The sequence below is a fragment of the Dyadobacter alkalitolerans DSM 23607 genome (genome assembly GCF_000428845.1).
Taxonomy (GTDB): Bacteria; Bacteroidota; Bacteroidia; order Cytophagales; family Spirosomataceae; genus Dyadobacter; species Dyadobacter alkalitolerans.
The window spans coordinates 41,331-61,751 of the sequence record NZ_AUAS01000007.1; the positions used below are offsets into that span (position 1 = coordinate 41,331).

Below are 20,421 nucleotides of genomic sequence, written 5' to 3' on the forward strand. Positions count from 1 at the left end.
GGGGACTGTGTTTCAGGTCTACTCACGTAATGAAGAACATAACAATCATTTTGCTGCTGCTCATTTGCCTACCCTGTATGCCTCTCTGTGCGCAGGAAACGGTGAAAAATGAGGTAGAAACAGCGGACAGCAAATGGAAGTTTAGTGTCAATGGCGGTTATGGACAACGCGTTTTCCGATCCCGGCCCATTTTCGACAACGACCGGAAGCGTTATGTGAAAGATTTCAAATCCGGCATCTCCTATGGGGGTGAAGTGGCTTACTTTCCCTGGAAAAAAGTAGGTTTTGGTGTTAAATACAACCGTTACCAAAGCAAAGCCAGCCAAGGCAATGTCATGACAGAAGATGTTGCAATCCAGTTTCTGGGTGGTGAAGTCATTCACAAGGCGATCATGAAAAACCCCAAAAATGCCATCTTAACCTCGTTATTGCTTGGTTATCAGCCCTATCGCAACCATACCCAGGTTGGAGACAATGCATTTGCATTCAATGGCAAAACAATGGGCTGGGGCGTGAGCGTAGGGGTGGAGCATCGTTTCAGCCGGAAATTTGCGCTCAACTTGACCGGTTCTGCCATGATGGGCGCAGTGTTCCGCCTGCAACGCAAGACGGACATTAATACAGAAACACTTCATTTGTCAAAAGACGACAGCGTGGACCTTTCAAGGTGTTCTGTTTCGCTGGGATTCAGCTTTTTTTAAAGTTGTATGAAAAAGTAAGGGAAAAATTGGATGAAACAGTCTTCATTAGAAAGACAGTAGTTTCTTCCGTATTTTACGTTATACCCTGACAGTCCCACTTTGATCCTAAAACTCTTTACCATGAATGTACGTAAGCGTTGCTTCGTTCTCTGCGCTTTGTTGTTTGGCGTTTTGCTGCACATTAACACAACATTTGCCCAATCCACTACCAAAAACAAAAAGCCGGTTGTCGTGTTTGTAACGGGCGACCATGAGTACAGCGGCGAAGAAACACTGCCGATCATTGCCGCCGAACTGGAAAAGAACTATGGAATGAAAACCATTGTCCTGAAAGCCTATCCCGGGCCCAACAGTGAAAATGACATTCCTGGTCTGGAAGCGTTGAAGGATGCCGATCTTGCCGTTTTCTATCTTCGCTGGCGGCAGCTTCCCACAGAACAACTGGCGCACATTGATGCCTATCTCAAATCAAAAAAGCCATTAATGGGCTTCCGAACAACCACCCATGCATTCAATTATCCCAAAGGAGATGAAAATGAAAAGTGGAATGCATTCGGGGAATTCGCGCTGAATTCGCCTCCGGGGTGGGGTGGCGCTGCCAAGCATACCCATTACGGCCATAATAGCAGCACAGATGTGACAACCATTCCGGATCAGGCCAAAAATCCCATTTTAACAGGTGTTACAACGCCATTTCACGCAAGATCCTGGTTGTACAGGGTCCTTCCGGATTATCCTACCAAAGGTTCAACATTGCTTTTAATGGGCAAATCTGTTGATCCGGATAAGGAAGCAATTGAAAATCCGGTTGCCTGGACCGGGACTAATTCATTTGGCGCTAAGATCTTCATGACCACATTAGGCCATCCCGACGATTTTAAGATTGAATCGTTCCAAAAGCTGGTTGTTAACGCCATACATTGGGAATTAGGCATGAAAATCCCGAAATGGAAAGGCAAAATGGACATTAATGTGCAGTATAGAGAAGCGAAATAATTGAAATAATACATCCTAAATCCCCACTTAAAGCTTATCAACCGAAATGTCTAAACCCAAAAGAATCAGCATATACACATCGCTCATTGTGTTCGGACTGATCATTATCGCATTTAGTGCCTTTCAATTCAATAGATCAGCATCATTAACCATTAAAAAGGGCTCCCGCATTGTGTTGCTGGGAAACAACCTGGGTTCGCGGATGATGAACTACGACAATTTCGAAACGGAGCTGCACGTGCGCTATCCCGAGGAAATGCTCTACATCCGCAATATGTGCGATGGTGGCGACACCCCGGGTTTCCGGCCGCACGCAAGCCGTAACCAGCCGTGGGCCTTTCCGGGAGCTGAAAAGTTTCAGACCGAACTGGCCAACCCATCGCAAAGTGAAGGACATCTGGACACGCCGGATCAGTGGCTAACGCGCCTGAAACCAGACGTGATTATTGCATTCTTTGGCTATAACGAGTCGTTTCAGGGAAAAGAGGGACTTGAAAATTATAAGGCTGAGCTGGATGCATTTATCAAACATACATTAAGCCAGAAATACAACGGAGCCGCAGCGCCGCAGCTGGCCATTGTCTCGCCGATCGCTTTCGAGGATCTTTCAGCCAAATTCGACCTTCCCAATGGCAAGAAGGAAAATGAAAACCTGGCGCTTTATGCAAAGGGAATGAAGGAAATCGCGGCAAAAAACAATGTGCTGTTTGTAGACGCATTTAATCCCTCAAAACAATGGTATGCTGATAGCAAAGAGGATCTGACCATTGACGGCTCGCAATTGAATGAGGCTGGTTATAAAAAACTGGGCGTCCTGCTTGCAGACCAGGTTTTTGGCAAAGCATCACCAAAAGCGGAAGCGAACCGGAAGCTGGTTAAGGACGCTGTGGATGAAAAAAACTGGATGTGGCACAATGACTTCAAGATCCCGAATGGTGTCCACGTTTATGGCCGTCGTTACAATCCTTTTGGTCCCGATAATTATCCTGCTGAAATAGAGAAAATCCGTGAAATGACGGATATCCGGGACAAGGCGATCTGGCTGGCAGCATCGAAAGGCCAGAAAACGGACCTGGCGGCGGCAGATAAAAACACGAAACCCCTGCCTCCGGTAAAAACGAATTTCAACCCGGAGAAAAACGGAAGCCTTCAATATTTGTATGGAAAAGATGCGCTTGCCAAGCTGAAAGTGCCGGAAGGTTATAAGATTGAGCTTTTTGCTTCGGAGGAAGAATTTCCGGATCTGGCAAAGCCTATGCAGATGTCATTTGACAACAAAGGCCGTCTGTGGATCGCGACCATGCCAAGTTACCCGCATTACAAGCCGGGCGATTCAAAACCGAATGACAAGATCATTATCCTCGAAGATACCAATGGCGACGGAAAAGCGGATAAGCAAACTGTTTTTGCAGATGGGCTGCATTTGCCGCTTGGATTTGAGATCGCTCCAGAAGGCGTCTACATTTCGCAGGGAACAAACCTGAAATTGTACACAGATACGAATGGTGACGACAAAGCGGATAAAAGTGAGATCCTGCTCAGCGGATTCGACGATCACGATACGCACCATAACAGCCACGCGTTCACGGTTGATCCTTCGGGTGCCATTTATTCAGGTGAAGGGGTGTTTTTGCATACTAATGTTGAAACTTCTTACGGGCCTGTGCGGGCAACGAATGGTGGATTTTACAGATATGCGCCGCAATTGAGGAAACTGGAACGCACTGCGCAGCTTTCGATTCCTAACCCCTGGGGCATTGCATTTGACGACTGGGGACAGCCGTTTTTTGCTGAAACTTCCAGTCCGGATGTGCGCTGGATGATGCCAGGCTCCATTTTGCCCCGCTACGGAGAAGCCAACCATAAATCGGTTCAGCTGATAGAAGAAAAACACAGGGTAAGGCCCACTTCCGGATTGGAATTCGTTTCCAGCCGTCATTTCCCGGATGAATTGCAAGGGGACTTTCTGATCAATAATACCATTGGTTTTTTGGGGACAAAAGAGCATACATTAAAGGACGACGGCACCGGCTACAAAAGCACGCACCGCATGGACCTTATCGTAAGCGAAGATCGCAATTTCCGTCCGGTGGATATGGAATTCGCCCCCGACGGCTCCCTTTACCTGATCGACTGGCACAATATCCTCATCGGTCACATGCAGCATAATGCACGTGATCCTTTGCGCGATCACTCGCACGGCCGTGTTTATCGTGTTACGTATCCTTCGCGCCCGTTGGTAACGCCGGCAAAAGTGGATGGCGCCAGCATTGAAGAACTTTTGGAAAACCTCAAATTACCCGAATATCGCACACGTTACAGGACCAGACGCGAACTGAGAGGCCGCAATGCTTCCGAAGTGCTGCCGAAAATTACAAAATGGGTTGCAGGACTTGACAAGAATGATCCAAGATACGAACACCATCTGCTGGAAGGATTATGGGTAACATGGGGCCTTAATAAATTGGATCAGAAGCTTTTAAAGCAGGTTTTGAAGGCAAAGGATTATCATGCAAGGGCTGCGGCCGTGCAAGTTGTGCGTTACACCGGCCATCAGGTGCCGGATCAGGCGGAGCTGCTGATGCAGGCTGCACGGGACGAAAACAGCCGGGTCAGGCTTGTCGCCATTGTCGCTGCTTCCTGGATCGAAAAGGACAAAGGGCTTGCTGTGCTGGCAGAGGCAAAAAAGTTGCCGCTCGATGACTGGACGATCCATGCTTACGAAGGTGCGCTGGCCCACCTTAATGGTGAGAACATGAAAAAGGAAAAGCAGGAAGTGACGCAAACGGCACTGAAAGGCAAAGCGCTCGAATTGTATACATTAGGCAAAACTATTTATGCAAAAGAAGGATATTGTGCAACTTGCCACCAGCCTGACGGAAAGGGGCTTACAGCTTCCGGATTTCCGCCACTGGCAGGCACCCCCTGGGTGCTGGGCAGCGATGAGCGGTTGATCAAGCTGGCTTTGAAAGGATTGCTGGGGCCGATTGAGGTCAATGGACAGAAATATCCTGGTCAGGTGCCTATGACGCCATTTGCCGGCTTGCTGAATGATGATGAAATGGCTGCCGTGCTTACTTACGTCAGGAATTCATTTGGAAACAAAGGCCCCGCCATCATGCCTGAAAAAGTGAAGCAGGTAAGGGCTGCAACGGAGAGCAAAAAAGACTTTTATTCTCCTGACCAGTTGCTGAAAGAGCATCCGCTTGAAAAAATGTAGGCTACAATGCTTCATACACAAAGGCTATTTTCCGAAAGGGAAATAGCCTTTTTTTTGGTTTACGAATTCATCTGCGTTTCATTTGTAACTTGGTGGTTATAGTATTATTTCATTTTATATTATTTAAAAATGAATAAAAAGCGATGTCGTTTTGTAGAATTTCTTACATTTGAAAATCGAATAATTTGTAAATGTGGTGTTTGAAAATATGAGAAAACGTATATTCGTAAAATGGCAGGCTAGTACTCTTTTCTTCTCTCTTTCCCTTTTTGTTTCCCCGCTCGATCTATCAGCTCAGCAGCCCCGGTACTTCGCAGTTTCCATGGTCAATGAAAATGACAATGCGTCTTTGCCCACCATTCAGGCGGCGAAGGACATTGGGTTCAATGCTGTGGCGCTTACGGTGCAATGGGGAACTATTGAAGGGAAAATTTCCAGGATTCTGAAAGCCGAGAAAGGAGCCGATTACAATGTGTGGAAGCAGTATGATGACCAGATTTCCCTGGCCACTTCGCTGGGGATGAAAATAGCGCTTAACATTGCTGTCAGCACCGGCGATGATGTTACAAACAGCATTTCCGACCGCTATGGCGTGGATACGGGTGATGGCTGGAAAAAAGAAGAGCGCATGCTGGTGGTCAACTATGAAGGGCAGGAAGCTGTTTTTCAAAAGCAAGGCGGTCCGATAAGGCCTAACATTAACCTGCAATTTGTAATGACTTCGCTTGCTGCGCAATCCACGCGTGACCGCATTTCCGGATTTGCAGCAAAGGTTATGCAGCGTTACAAATATTTGCAGGATCAGAACAATCTGCTGTATGTGAACCTGATATACTCACGCCAGGGTGAAGGCGAGTTTGATATGGGTTCTACAAAATATCACTATGAGCAGCAGCTCGATATGGTTAATGCGCTGACGGATTACTCGCAGCCCATGACCATTGCATACAGGAACTGGCTGAAAGGGAAATATGGACATATCGAATATCTGAATGCTGCCTGGGGCACGAATCATTCGTCATTCGACCAGGTTTCGCCAAAGCGGCCCTCCGGTTCCACATTCACCGGCCCGGACGGAACCGACTGGTTTGCATTCCGGACGTTGATTTTGAAAGAGACCAATAATTTGTTCAAGAACGCGGTCAAAGGCGTAAGTCCCAATACAAAAGTGATCACGCACCACGGATCGGTTTACGACAAGATTGCCCGGTCGAGGGGCACGCTTCATTTTAACGAGATCGGTGCAGACCTGGATGGTATCAAGATTAATGATGAAGTTTATTATGATCACCGTTTTGCACTAGATCTGGTGCGGTCCAACCTGCCGGGGAAGCTTTACGTAAATGAAGCGGCCTATGTGACGGGAATGGAGTCGGTGGAAAGCATTACAACGGAAAGTTTCACCCACGGCGCCCATGTGGTCACCATGTTTTACCTGGAAAATGCCTTGAAGTCCCAGGATGCGATAAATTCATTGAAAAAACTCGCCTCCGATTGGGTAAAAGACAAGCCTGTGATAACCCCTGCTCCCAGCAATTCAAACACTTTTACATTATCCAGCATGATCGACAGTGATGGCTGCCGTACGGTACGCGATACTTACTGGAACGACTGCGACGCTTACATCCGGTGGAGAAACACTTTTGACAATGGCGGCGGAAGGCCCATCAACTTCACAATGCAAAATGATGTGGTGAAGCCGGGCTGCTTTTATAAAGATCTTTCACTTGCCGGCAACGGACAGCAGTCAGCCTCCATCATTCCGGACGGGAAATTTGTCCATATGACGGATGCAAACTGCAAGCTGATCTCCACCGTTAAAGGTTCCGGCCTCACGAACGGCACCGATAACTTTACGGCGAAAGTTGAAATTGATGACCATGTGAAATCGCACGACGGACAGCCTTATGTGCAACGCCATTTCAAACTGACGCCGGGCGGTACGAACCCAACAAGTGCCAACATAACGTTATATGTCAGTCAGGAAGAGCTTACGGCTTTCAATGCAATGAGTACAGTAAAGCTGCCTGAGAATGCAACAGATTCCGACCGGTTCCGGGCTAACCTCAGGATCCTGCAATGGCATGGCGACATGAAACCTGGCAACCCCGATTTTACCATTGACCCCAACGACGATGACATTCAGTGGGATGGCATACTCAATCTATGGAGGATAAGATTTAACGTAAACGGATTTTCAACATTCCATATCTCAGCCGTTAATGCAGCACCGCTGCCCGTAACCCTCGTTAATTTCAGTGGGAAGAAAGAAGAGAACGCGGTTTCGCTTCATTGGCAGACTTCCGAAGAAACCAACAGTGATTATTTCGAGATCCAGCATGGCGTGGACGGGAAGCAGTGGACAAAGATCGGCGAAGTGGACGCAGCGGCAGAAAGCAAGATTTTGAAAAGCTATCATTTTGTCCATTCGGTTCCGGTGAACGGCAACAACCTGTATCGCCTGAAAATGGTGGATCAGGACGACACATTTGCTTATTCGAGGATCATTTCAGCCGCATTTGAAAATGCCGAGCAACTAACGCTATATCCAAACCCCGTCACTTCGGGCACCATTTTTCTGCAATATTCCGGTGCGGCACCCACCGTTACGCTCACGGATATTACGGGCAGGGCCGTTCCGGTAACCACCGAAAAAACCAGTCCGGATCAGCTGAATGTAAGGGCGAAAACGCGGTTAATGCCCGGCTTGTACATTCTCAGTGCAGATTATGGCACCAAGCAGGTCCGGCATAAAGTGGTTGTTGATTAAGCTAAGTAAAACATTTGATATCATTGGGAGCGGGCTTTCTGCCCGCTCTTTTTTGTATTGTCCCAATCCGGTTTCCGCATTCGCCCGCGAGTAAAAAAGCCGTTGAAATTTAAGAATCCGGTTATAATGGTTTAGTTTTGAATTGATAAATGCTGGGTTTAAATAAATCAGGGCTACAAAATTCAATTCACTTTCCGGTTAATATGAAGTCACGATTTCTCTCGGGTGTCGTAATATGCTTGGTCATTCTTGTATACTTATTTTACAATTTTTATTACTCCGTCAACTTTCCCTACCAGGACGATTTTCTCTTAATTCAATTCATTGAAGTGGTTTCCCAGGGCGGGCTCGGCGTTTTTGGCCTAATCACAGAGCTCTTCCGAACATTCAATGACCATAAGGCGGTAGTTCCGAGGCTTATCGCCCTCATCGAATACACCATCACCGGGCATCTCAACTTCCGGTTTTATATCGTGCTTGTTTCGATTAATGTAACATTCATTTTCTATTTCATTTACCTGCAATACAAGAAGACCAGGCTGCCGCTTTATTATTTCATTCCTGCCGCTTTCCTGTATTTCCAGCCGCTTTTCTATGATGTCTCCGGCTGGGCATTGAACGGAATGCAGCATTCGTTCCTGACGGCATTCACTGTCAGCGCCATTATACTGGCCTCGCGTCGCACCAATATGTCGCTGTACGGCGCGATGCTTTGCTGCTTTCTGGCCACTTTTACGCATGGAAACGGGATCTTGTCCTTTCCGGCAATCATATTTTATTTCCTGTGTTTCAAAGACTTCAAGCGGGCCATGATTACGGGCGGGTTCATGATCCTTTGCCTGGTGATCTACCTTGCAGGTTATGAATCGGGTCAAGCTGTGAGCCTGCCGAAGGACATGGTTGTGTTTTTCTCCTCGCTTTTCGGTTTTATTGGTTCGGCTATGTCGCTATGGGCCTTTCCGGAGTTTTTCTCGGCAGTTTGGGGCGCGGTTATCATTGCGTTTATGGTATACATCGTTTGGCGCGTGGCTGCGATATATCTCAATAAGCCCGTCAATGTTAAACCCGGGACGGCTGAGCTGCTGGCGTTGTTCGCATTCATTTTTATTACCAGTCTGGTAATTGCACTTTTCCGTTCGTGGGCGGGCAGTACCATAGCAAGCCGGTTCCAGATCTATGCGTCGCTGTCGACAGTGATGTTTTACATTCTGTTGCTGGATTACAGCTCATTCTTTCGCAGGAAAGCGGTTTTTTACACCATTACAGCGCTGAGCGTCTTCTATTGCGTTTATTCCTATTACAAATTTACAGGCACGGTTGCGATCAAAAGAACGACCTATCTCGCCGATGTATACAACTGGAAAACAAACCGCAACATGTTTTCGGTTGAGAAAACCATCATCAGAAATGGCAGCTTTTATCTGATTCCCGGCTACGAAAAAGGATTTTTCCACTTGCCCGAACCCGTCGTTGAGCGCGACGAGCTGGATTCCATGTTTAACGCGAACACCATGGCTGCCAGAAATTACGCGCTTTATGTGGAGGATTGGGACATTGAAAGGGTCGTGCGGCAGGGCGTCGAACACCTTACCGTTTACTTCGTGGCAAGCAATGTGGCTCCCGGAGGAAAAGGCCTCGCCGGCGATCGCTTTTTGGTTTTAAGAGATCAGAAAACGCGTGTGATTCATCTCTTGAATGCCAATCCGAAAATAGATTCGAGAAAGGAAATTATCACCAAAATACACTATTACAAAGCAGGGTTCAATACTTTCCTGAGAGAGGACGACCTCGTTGCCGGAACTTATGACATGGGGATTCTGGATGTAAGTAACGACGGCCAAAAGACGTTTTACAAATTAGATAAATCCCTTTTTGCATCTGGCTCCGCATACAGCCCGAAATAGTATTTCGGATGTGATTCCAATGTTTTTTGTGCTAGGTTAAGCGGTAAAAAAATCGTATCTTTACGGGCTTAAAAAGCCTGAAAATGGTTCTTTTTATCCAAGTGTAAAACAAACTATATGTCAAACGAAGCAGTGATTGAAGTAAATAGTTATTCAGCCGAAAACATCCAGGTTCTTGAAGGTTTAGAGGCCGTTCGTAAGCGTCCGGCCATGTATATTGGTGACACTGGTTTTAAGGGGGTTCACCATTTGATTTGGGAGGTTGTCGACAACTCCATTGATGAAGCGATGGCTGGCTATTGCGACACCATCAATGTTACAATTGAGAAAAATAACTCCATTACTGTTCAGGACAATGGCCGGGGGATTCCAACCGGGATGCATACAAAAGAGAAAAGATCCGCGCTGGAAGTCGTTTTGACGGTTCTTCACGCCGGTGGTAAGTTTGATAAAGATACGTATAAGGTTTCCGGTGGTTTGCACGGTGTAGGGGTTTCCTGCGTAAATGCACTTTCAATTCATTTGAGAGCAGAGATCCACCGCGAAGGAAAAATATTCGAGCAAGAGTACAGCGAAGGCAAGCCGCTTTACCCGGTAAGGGTGATCGGTGAATCCGAAAAAACAGGGACATTTATTCACTTCCTGCCTGATGCAACCATTTTCACAGTTACAGAATACAAATATGAAACCGTAGCAACACGTCTCCGGGAATTATCCTATTTGAACAAAAGAATCCGGATCACCCTGGAGGACAAACGTGAGGAAGATGAGGACGGCAAATTCAGGGGTGAAGAGTTCTATTCCGAGATCGGTCTGAACGAATTCGTAACTTATCTGGATGCGACACGTCAGCCTCTTATTCCTGCGCCTATCCACATGGAAACGCTGAAAGGAACTGTTCCGGTGGAAGTGGCGATGATGTATAATACGTCTTACAGCGAGAATGTATTTTCTTATGTAAACAACATTAACACCATCGAAGGTGGAACGCACGTTTCCGGTTTCCGGGCGGCCTTGACAAGAACATTGAAAAATTACGCGGAAAAATCGGGGATCCTGGCCAAAGAAAAAATTGAGATCAGCGGTGATGACTTCCGGGAAGGCTTAACAGCCGTTATCTCGATCAAAGTAGCCGAGCCGCAGTTTGAAGGCCAGACCAAAACCAAGCTTGGGAACTCCGAAGTGACCGGCGTAGTAAGCCAGGTGGTATCGGAAATGCTTGATACTTATCTGGACGAACATCCGAAAGAAGCACGTGTTATCATTGATAAGGTTATCCTTGCCGCCAAAGCACGTATCGCTGCTAAAAAAGCACGCGAAATGGTGCAGCGGAAAAATATCCTGACAGGAACCGGCTTACCGGGTAAGCTGTCCGACTGCTCCGAAACAGATCCGAATGTTTGTGAACTGTATCTAGTCGAAGGGGACTCGGCAGGTGGAACTGCGAAACAAGGCCGTAACCGCGCATATCAGGCGATTTTGCCACTTCGTGGTAAGATCCTGAACGTAGAGAAAGCACAGGAATACAGGATCTACGAAAACGAAGAGATTAAAAATATGTTCACCGCAATGGGTGTGCAGATCGGAAAAGATGGCGATGAAAGAGCTTTGAACATTGACAAGCTTCGTTACCACAAGATCGTCATCATGACCGATGCGGATATTGACGGTAGCCACATTCGTACATTGATCCTGACCTTCTTCTTCCGCTATATGAAGATCCTGATCGACCACGGCTACATTTACATTGCGCAGCCGCCGCTTTATCTGGTCAAAAAAGGACGTGAGGAGCGTTACTGCTGGACAGAGGCACAAAGAGAGGCTGCTATCCGTGAGATCGGTGCAGGCCGTGAAGAATCCGTTAACGTTCAGCGTTACAAAGGTTTGGGAGAAATGAATGCGGAACAATTATGGGAAACAACCATGAATCCGGACAAAAGAAGCCTTAAACAGGTTTCCATTGAGTCAGCCGCAGAAGCAGATCATTTATTTTCTATGCTGATGGGCGACGAAGTGGCTCCTAGGCGCGATTTTATTGAGAAAAATGCCAAATATGCACGTGTAGACGTGTAGCTTTTGACCCCTATAAGTTTTGGAAACGGATGGCTGTCAATCGCAGCCATCCGTTTCTGTTTTTCGGACTAAGATTTAACAGAAAGTTCATGTTAGGAGAAACATTAGATTCTTAGATTCGTTGAATTTTTAATAGCCATTTATAACACAACCCTTAAAGAATTCAAATATGTCCGGCTCAACCGATCCCATATATAGCAATGGAAAAAAGGGCAGATTAAATAATCTGTTTGCTTTTTTTAAAAGTACCAAAGGCACAGCTTCCCCCGAAGACAATAAGATCATAAGCCCGCCTACTGAGAAGACCAACACGCTGGTTCAGCAGAGTGACCTGATCAGCCGGGATCTGAGCTGGCTGAAATTCAATGACCGTGTGCTCGACCAGGCAACCAATGAGGAACGCAATCTTTTTGACCGCTTGAAATTCCTGGCTATTACATCTTCCAATCTGGACGAGTTTTTCACCATCCGCGTCGGGAGCCTTTATAATTATCTTGATTTTGGAAAAGAGCGGCTTGATTATTCCGGCCTGAGGGAAATCCCGTTCCGGAAAGTGCTCATGCGTGAAGCGCACGAGTTCGTCAGGAAGCAGAATGATTGTTATAAAAATCAGCTTTTACCGCTGTTTGAGCAGCACGGGTTCAAGATCATCAAGCTGGATGCAGTCCATGACGACGAAAAAGCCGCGGTCGAAGAATATTTCGAGCGGACGGTGTATCCGATGTTAACCCCGATGCTTTTTGATTATACCCACGCATTCCCGGTCTTACTCGCGAAAGTGCTTATTCTGGGAGTGATCACGCAGGTGAAAGGAACCAGCTCCGAAGAGGACCGGAAACTTTCATTCGTACAGTTGCCGCTCAATCTGCCTCGTTTCTATGTGATCGATCGCGAGGATGAGCTGTTGTTTTTGCCGATTGAGGACATTGTCCGGGAGTACATTCACAAGCTTTACCGCAATGTGGACATTGTCTCCACCAATCTGTTCAGGATTATCCGGAATGGCGATTTTTCCCTGGAAGAAAGTGATGATGTAGAGTCGGATTTTATTGATGAGATTAAACAAAAGATAAAAAGCAGGCGTTTGGGACGTGTTGTGCAGGTTTCCATCGAGCATGATACTAATCCTGATTTGCTGAATTTGTTTAAAAAGCGTTGGGAAATAGATGATTATAACATTTTCCCGATCGATGGTTTTATCGACTATACGTCGTTCTGGGGCATTATCAAGCATCCTGAGTTCAAAGACCAGATTCCGGCGATCCACCCGCCTGTGCCGCCGCTGGGGCTGGACAGGGAACGTATTCCTGATATTTTTGAAGTAATGCGTGAGCGGGATATCCTCTTGCACCACCCTTACAACAACTTTGAGCCTGTATTACAGCTTTTGGAACAGGCAGCCGAGGATCCCAAAGTTTTGTCTATCAAACTGACCATTTACAGGTTGGCAAAAAATTCCAGGGTTACAGAAGCATTGCTGCATGCTGCCGAAAATGGTAAGCACGTAGCCGTTTTGTTTGAGGTTAAGGCGCGTTTTGATGAAGAAAACAACATCAGGGAAGCGCAAAGGCTGCAAAAAGCGGGTTGCTTCGTAATCTATGGCATTGGCTTACTCAAAACCCATACAAAACTGCTGCTAATCGTTCGTAATGAGGGAAACCGCGTGTTGCGTTATGCGCATTTATCAAGCGGGAATTACAATGAGGACACTTCCAGGCTGTATACGGACACCGGTTTGCTGACTTCCAATGAAAAGTATACAGAAGACATTTCGGAGTTTTTCAATGTTATCACCGGACATTCGATTCCGTCGGAATACCAGAACCTGATCACCGCGCCGCGTTATATGCGCGATAAGCTGGTAGAACTGATCCAGCAGGAAGCCAAGAATGCGCAGGCAGGCTTGAAAAGCGGCATTTGCATCAAGATCAACTCGCTGGAAGACAGGACAACCATTCTTGAACTTTACAAGGCATCCGAAGCAGGCGTTCCGATCAAATTAATTGTGCGCGGAATGTGTTGCCTCCGCCCGCAAAGGGTGGGATTAAGTGAGAATATTACGGTCAGGTCGCTGGTAGGAGACTTTTTGGAGCATTCCAGAATATTTTATTTCCATCAGAATGGCGATCCGGTGGTTTACGGCGGAAGTGCGGATGCTATGGTGCGTAGTTTCGATAAACGCATTGAATCCCTTTTCAAACTCGTGGACCCGCGCGTACGCCAGGAAGCCATCCACATTCTGTATTATAGCTTGCATGATAATGTGAATGCTTACGAAATGCAGGAAGACGGTACTTATATCAAATGCGAAATCGAAGAAGGGACTGAGCCTCTGAATGTGCATGAGGCATTTTATACCGTAACGCTCGATCAAGTTATGGCCACGCATTTGTTTGAGGATGAGCCCGTTCGCCCATCCCGGCCGGAAGTCCCCGAAGCCATCGGCACGGGAGAGTTAACAGAAACGCCTGACGAAACGCAGGTTTAGTTATTCTTTATAAAAAACCCTTTTAACACGGTCCCCGATTCCTGTCAGGATTTCATAAGGGATCGTGTTTATTTGTTTGGAGAGTTCGAAAATCGGCATTTCTTTTCCGAAAATAATCACCTCGTCGCCCTCGTTCACGGTGGCCCCCGTGACATCGATCATGGTCATATCCATGCAAATGTTGCCGATTGTAGGGCATAGGGTGCCATTTACCCACACTTTACCGGCTCCATTTCCTAATCCGCGGTCATATCCATCCGCATAGCCGATGGCCAGCGTGGCAATGGCGGCGTCATGGTCCAGATGCCCGCGGCGGCTGTAACCGACCGTTTCACCTGCCGACAGATATTTGATCTGTGAAACAACTGTTTTCAACGTGCCCACAGACTGCAAGGCCTGCTGCTCCTGCCCGGTTGCTTCCACGCCATAAAGCCCGATGCCCAAACGCACCATATCCAGCTTATAATCCGGAAAACGAACAATTCCAGCTGAATTCAGAATGTGCTTAATTGCAGTATAAAACAGTGCGTTTTCAATTTGCTGTGCGCCTTCATGGAAAAGCTCGAACTGCTGTTTTGAAAAAGCATTGTGGACACCTTCGTCCGCGCCGACGAGGTGGGAGAAAATAGAGGCGACCTTCATGTGGGGATTTGCCTTCAACATTTCAATTAGCCATTCCAGGTCATCTTTTACAAAACCCAGGCGGTGCATGCCTGTATCAAGCTTCAAATGCATGGCTGGAATTTCGGCGGTGAATTTGTTTTTGTTGACAAATGCGATCCATTCCGTAAAGATGCGCTGACTGTAAATCTCAGGTTCGAGTTTGTACTGAAGAAGCAAATCAAATGCCTGTGAAGTAGCATTCATCACCATAATCGGCAATGTAATGCCGCTTTGCCTTAATGCGACACCTTCGTCGGCATAGGCAACGCCCAGGTAATCCACGCGGTGAAATTGCAGTAGGGACGCCACTTCCGAGCTGCCAGTTCCATACGCAAATGCCTTCACCATTGCCATGATCTTGGTCTGCGCCCCGACTTTTGACCGGTAAAAATTCAAATTATGGGATAATGCATCCAGATTGATCTCCAAAACCGTCCCATGCGCTTTTTGCTGCAACCGCTGAACGATCTTTTCAAATGAGAATGGTCTGGCTCCTTTGATCAGTACAAGGCTGTCTGATAAGGAGTTGAAGGGAAATTCGTGCAGGAATGTGGCCGTGTCGGCAAAAAAGTCAGTCGTCTTAACGTCAAATAGTGCTGCCTGGCTTTCAATTTCTGGTCCTATGCCGATGAGTTGATCAATTGCCTTCTCTTTCAAAAGCCTGGCAACCGTTTTGTAAAGTTCTGCGGGCGTTTGTCCCGTTTGTAATACGTCAGATAAAATGACCGTCTTTTTCTGGCGCTGTTCCTGTTGGGCGAGAAAGTTCAGCGCCATAGAAAGTCCCTGCAAATCATTGTTATAGGCATCATCAATAATGTAATTGTGATTGATGCCTTCTTTCAGCTCCAAACGCATGGAAACCGGTTTCAGCAGCCGGATGCCTTCCTGGATTGCCGTATTCGAAAAACCAAAATCCAACAAAAAGACGATGCAATGCGTAAGATTTTCAAGCGAAGCCTCATCGGTGAACGCGGTCTCAAACTTCTGGCTGCCAAATTTTCCTGTCAGTGAAATGGCCGTTTTTACCTTGTCTTTTTGATACGAAACAATGATATCGGCCCCGGATGCCGGTTTTCCCCAGCTGATGGTCTGCAAAAAGGAGTTTACCGGTTTTAATATCAGGTTGATTTCTTCGTCGAGCTCCGTGTAATCTTTGCGGTAAATGAGTTTTTTGACCTTCGTAAAAAGCCGGAGCTTTTCGGTTATTTTTTGCTTACGGCTTTTGAAGCCATCATCATGCGCAGGGCCGATATTGGTGAAAATGCCGATCGTGGGCTGCATAACCGGTTGCAGATATTCCATTTCGTGCGCGCGTGAAATGCCCGCTTCGAAAATGCCCAGCGTATGTTGTTTTTCAATGTTCCAAACGGATAATGGAACACCGATCTGGGAGTTATAACTTTTCGGACTCGCCACGATGGTCGCTTGCGGGGAAGCAAGTTGGACGAGCCATTCCTTTACAATTGTTTTTCCATTACTGCCCGCTATGCCCACCACGGGAAGGTTGAACCGACGCCTTCTTTCCGCCACCAGCGACTGCAGAGCACGAATGCTGGAAGGCACAATCCATATAGTGGCATCGTGCCAAACCGCTGTCTGCCAACGCAACGATTCCGAATAAGCAGCTTCTTCAACCACAAATTCGCGAACACCGCTTGCATACAACGCCGGTAAAAACTGGTGACCATCATGACGGTCGCCTTTGATCGCGAAAAAGATACTTTGGCCAGGAAATGAGATCTGGCGGCTGTCCGTAAGCAGGTAAGCAGCGTCGGTGGTGATTGTTTGAAAGCTGTTTGCAGTAATGTTCATTCCAATGCGGTTTTCAGGCCACAAAGGTATCAAACCTTACATCCATTTCTTGGATTTGAAATAAAATATCAGCCCCGTCGTGACTGCGATCATCAGTCCCCAAACATAATAATAACCATTATGCGCCCTCAGTTCGGGCATATTTTCAAAGTTCATGCCGTAAACGCCGACGATAAAAGTCAGGGGCATGAACACAGCAGAAAAAATGGTCAACGTCTTCATCACCGAATTCATCCGGTTACTGATCGTGGACAAATGTACATCTGCAAGGCTGGCCACAAGTTCGCGGTAGGAGTCAATGGTGTCCAGAACCTGCATAACGTGATCGTAAAGATCTCGCAGATAGGGAATTGTGTCTTTGTTGATCAGTGGGTTATCTTCACGGATCAACTGGTTGATCATATCCCGCAGCGGCCAGATAACCCTTCTGGCAATGGTAAGCTCCCGTTTCAGGGAATAGAGTTCTTTGAGCGACAACTCCTCCGTGCCCCGGATCACCTGATCTTCAACCGTATCCAGGCTGTCGCCCAGTTTTTCCAGAACGATAAAGTAATTGTCAATGACAATGTCCATTAAGGCAAACATCAGATAATCAGCGCCGTTCCTGCGCGTTTTGCCAACGGAGGCCTGCAAACGGTCCAGCACCGGAGAAAAAATATCATTGGTAAGTTCTTCCTGAAAAGACACCAGGTAATTTTCCCCCAAAACAAAACTGACATGTTCCGAAGAGAGGCAAATAGGCGATTCCGAATCAATATGCAGCATTTTCAATGTCAGGAACAGGTGGCCGCTGTCATATATTTCCAGTTTGGGCTTGTGTTCCGTATTCACCACATCTTCAAGCAAGAGCGGGTGCAGGTTATATAGTTTCCCAAGCTTCGCGATCAATGTGGTTTCGTGAATGCCGTCGACGTCGAGCCAGGTGACTGCCTTTTCGGTGGTCGCTTCCGGGCTGCATTCAAGCAGAGATTTTACCTGTTCATCCTTGAAAATCTGATCATTATACACAATCTTCCTGATCTTGGTCTTTAACTCAACATCAGGGCCAATGTATGTAAGTGTGCCGGGAGAGGTAAGCAGATTTTTCTTGTACCGCTTCGCCTTCCTGTCGCGTGAAATCAGATGTTCAGGCTGAAAAGCCCTTGTATTCTCTGCCTTTTCCAATGTTTTTTATTTAAGATGAAAAACGAGCAACGGCACGTGTGTATCAATGATCAGCTTACGGGTAACGCTCGGATTGATCAGAAACTCTTCAATAAATGATCGCTCCCGCGCCGACATGATCAACAGATCCGCACCCACTTCATCACAATAATCCTCTATGCCGTCCAGCACGTGCCTGGCTTCGCGAAATACGATCGTATCTTCCGCAATCGCGAAGTTGGATTTGATTTCTTCGATATACTGGCGGTCCTCCTGAATGTTAGGCTGTGAATCCGATTTGATTTTTAGCAATGTCAGATTAGCACCCAGATGGTTCATTAATACATAAACTTCGCGCAGAATGTCAGTCTCATCATATTCAAACTGCGTGGCGTAAACGACTTTCTGGAATTTTTTCGGAGTGCTTTGCGGCGGGATCACGAGCACCGGGCAGTTCGAGTTCAAGCCAATGCTGGTGGCCGAGCTGCCGATCAGCTTGTCCAGAAACCCGCCTGTTCCTGTCCTTCCAATGATGACCAGATTGGGGTTATGCGCTTCAATGGCTTCCGACACAGTGGATTGAACGCTGCCAATGGCCCAGATTGCTTCTGCCTGATAGCCTTCCGCAATCACATCATCCACATATTTTTCCAGCCTTTTCTGATATTCGACTTCCAGCTCGCTACTCATTGAGAGAAAATCGGTGCCGTCGATGCCGGGCAACACATTGCCGGGTGTAATGTTAACATCCGCTATATAAGGCTGATACGCATGCAGCACGAGCAACTTTGTAGCTTCTTTGTCCGCTATGATTTTTGCCGCAGCCAATGCATGTTCTGCGTTTTCAGAAAAGTCAATCGGGATAAGGATCTTGTTCATTGTCAGGGCTTATTTTAAATGGAATGATGTAATTTCCGAACATATCAAATTTACGGACTCCAAACAAGGATTTGCGCTGCTTTTAAAACAAAGATAATCTATGGACTAATGGCTGTTTGTCTGTCGCCTGGTGGTAGAGGATTTCAAATTTTCCAGACTGTTCCAAAAACCTACCAAACCAACAATTATTTTATAAACCGAGTATTGTTTAGTACAATCATTAAATAATATTGTCCAATGCATATAGTTAATTTTGTTTTAGGGTTCAAATGCGGCTGTTCGGATAGTTGGCCTTAAATTGATTTTTTATATGTTTACCGTCGAAAAGAATTCCTCATTCCAATTTCCCGTATGAAGAGCAAAATTACCATCATCAACATTGTCCTGGTTACCATAGCTGCGATAGCCACCGTGCTGGATGCATACGATATTATCTCCATACCCGCTACTGTTTTAATGAGCCTTCGCTGGGCCGCTCTTGCCGGGCTGATCATTTTTGCGATCCTGAAAAAAAATCTGACCACGTCTATCCTGATCTCCATGCTGGTAGGAACGGAAATCGGTTATGATTTCCCGAAAATGGGCACGGAACTGCATTTCTTGCGGCAGATATTTTTACAGATGATCAAAACGGTGATCGCACCATTGCTTTTTGCAACGCTTGTAACGGGGATAGCCGGCCATTCCGATTTGAAGCAAGTGGGCAGAATGGGCTGGAAATCATTGCTTTACTTCGAAGTAGTAACCACATTCGCATTGCTGATCGGGCTGTTTTTTGCCAACTGGTTTAAACCCGGCGTTGGCATCATTCCTCCCGAAACATTGAATGCAACCTTGCCGAAAGTGGCTGAACAAACCTGGCAGGACATTGTTCTGCATTCATTCCCGGAGAACATTGCCAAGTCTATTTATCATGGAGAAGTGCTTCAAATCGTTGTTTTCAGCGTTTTGTTTGGAATAAGCCTGGCTTTGCTGCCAACCGTTAAGAAAGAGAAATTCGTTCATGGCGTGGAATTGCTGGCCGAGGTCATGTTTAAGCTTACCAAGATCATCATGCTTTTTGCGCCGATCGGCGTAGGTGCGGCCATTGCCGAGACAGTGGGGCATATGGGAATTGACGTGCTGAGGAACCTGGCATTGCTGCTTGCAACATTATACTGCGCACTGATTGTTTTTGTCCTTATCGTTTTTATCCCCATTGCATGGTTCGCAAGAATTCCTGTTGTGAAATTTGCAAAGGCTATTTTCGAGCCGGTTTCCATTGCATTTGCCACTACAAGCTCCGAATCCGCGCTGCCAAAGGCGATGGAGAAAATGGAGAAATTTGGCGTCCCACGGCAGATCGTTTCATTCGTTATGCCCACCGGTTATAGTTTCAATCTCGATGGTTCGACTTTGTATCTGGCCTTGGCAACTGTTTTCGTAGCGCAGGCCACCGGCACGGAGATGTCTATCGGACAGCAGCTTACCATGGTTTTACTATTGATGTTGACCAGTAAAGGCGTTGCAGGGATCCCGAGGGCAACATTGGTAATCCTGCTAGGCGCCATCGCCAACTTTGGCATGCCGGAATGGCCCGTATTGCTCATTATGGGCATTGACGAGCTGATGGATATGGCCCGGACCTCGGTTAATGTAACTGGAAACTGCCTTGCAACGGCCGTTATTGCGCGCTGGGAAGGAGAATTGGATGATCTGAAAATGCACAATTCAGATCTGATCACGGAGGAGCCGGTGATAACAAAAAGTTAGATTTTTATTGGTTAAATTAT

General features: G+C 46.7%; 11 protein-coding genes. 8 read left to right on the plus strand and 3 right to left on the minus strand.

All coding sequences use genetic code 11. From position 1 onward, the window contains the following. Positions 1-29 precede the first annotated feature (29 nt). The 7 genes from G395_RS29490 to ppk1 all read left to right on the plus strand — a co-directional run bounded on the left by G395_RS29490 (position 30) and on the right by ppk1 (position 14,152). Entirely contained in the window at positions 30-701 is a 672-nt protein-coding gene (locus tag G395_RS29490; RefSeq protein ID WP_084439646.1) for an outer membrane beta-barrel protein, read from the plus strand. Between the two features lie 120 nt (positions 702-821). Then, positions 822-1,697, plus strand: coding sequence for a ThuA domain-containing protein (locus G395_RS0115210; RefSeq protein ID WP_026630838.1), 876 nt, complete (start codon positions 822-824; stop codon positions 1,695-1,697). Positions 1,698-1,743: 46 nt separating this feature from the next. After that, on the plus strand, positions 1,744-4,917 hold the full coding sequence (locus G395_RS0115215; RefSeq protein ID WP_026630839.1) for a PVC-type heme-binding CxxCH protein: 3,174 nt from the start codon (positions 1,744-1,746) through the stop codon (positions 4,915-4,917). A 208-nt stretch (positions 4,918-5,125) separates the two neighbouring features. Continuing rightward, a complete protein-coding gene (locus G395_RS31160) occupies positions 5,126-7,687 on the plus strand; it encodes a beta-galactosidase (RefSeq protein WP_084439648.1) in 2,562 nt (853 codons plus the stop codon). Between the two features lie 203 nt (positions 7,688-7,890). Further along, positions 7,891-9,591 (plus strand): hypothetical protein, encoded by a 1,701-nt coding sequence (locus tag G395_RS29500; protein WP_035361504.1) that lies wholly within the window; start codon positions 7,891-7,893, stop codon positions 9,589-9,591. Between the two features lie 117 nt (positions 9,592-9,708). Continuing rightward, on the plus strand, positions 9,709-11,664 hold the full coding sequence (gene gyrB / locus G395_RS0115230; protein WP_026630840.1) for a DNA topoisomerase (ATP-hydrolyzing) subunit B: 1,956 nt from the start codon (positions 9,709-9,711) through the stop codon (positions 11,662-11,664). A gap of 169 nt (positions 11,665-11,833) precedes the next feature. Then, on the plus strand, positions 11,834-14,152 hold the full coding sequence (gene ppk1, locus G395_RS29505) for a polyphosphate kinase 1 (protein ID WP_051350184.1): 2,319 nt from the start codon (positions 11,834-11,836) through the stop codon (positions 14,150-14,152). On the opposite strand, the gene G395_RS0115240 is transcribed toward ppk1, so the two are convergent. The 3 genes from G395_RS0115240 to G395_RS0115250 are packed head-to-tail and all read right to left on the minus strand — an operon-like array spanning position 14,153 to position 18,649. Then, complete coding sequence (locus G395_RS0115240) at positions 14,153-16,627, minus strand: bifunctional UDP-N-acetylmuramoyl-tripeptide:D-alanyl-D-alanine ligase/alanine racemase (RefSeq protein WP_035361444.1); 2,475 nt, start codon at positions 16,625-16,627, stop codon at positions 14,153-14,155. It lies immediately after the preceding gene. Between the two features lie 36 nt (positions 16,628-16,663). Continuing rightward, positions 16,664-17,791, minus strand: coding sequence for a magnesium/cobalt transporter CorA (corA, locus tag G395_RS0115245; RefSeq protein ID WP_229204182.1), 1,128 nt, complete (start codon positions 17,789-17,791; stop codon positions 16,664-16,666). A 6-nt stretch (positions 17,792-17,797) separates the two neighbouring features. Further along, positions 17,798-18,649 (minus strand): universal stress protein, encoded by an 852-nt coding sequence (locus G395_RS0115250; protein ID WP_026630843.1) that lies wholly within the window; start codon positions 18,647-18,649, stop codon positions 17,798-17,800. Between the two features lie 351 nt (positions 18,650-19,000). Here G395_RS0115250 and G395_RS0115255 point away from each other — a divergent pair, with 351 nt between their 5' ends. Beyond that, positions 19,001-20,401, plus strand: coding sequence for a dicarboxylate/amino acid:cation symporter (locus G395_RS0115255; protein WP_026630844.1), 1,401 nt, complete (start codon positions 19,001-19,003; stop codon positions 20,399-20,401). Positions 20,402-20,421: the final 20 nt, after the last annotated feature.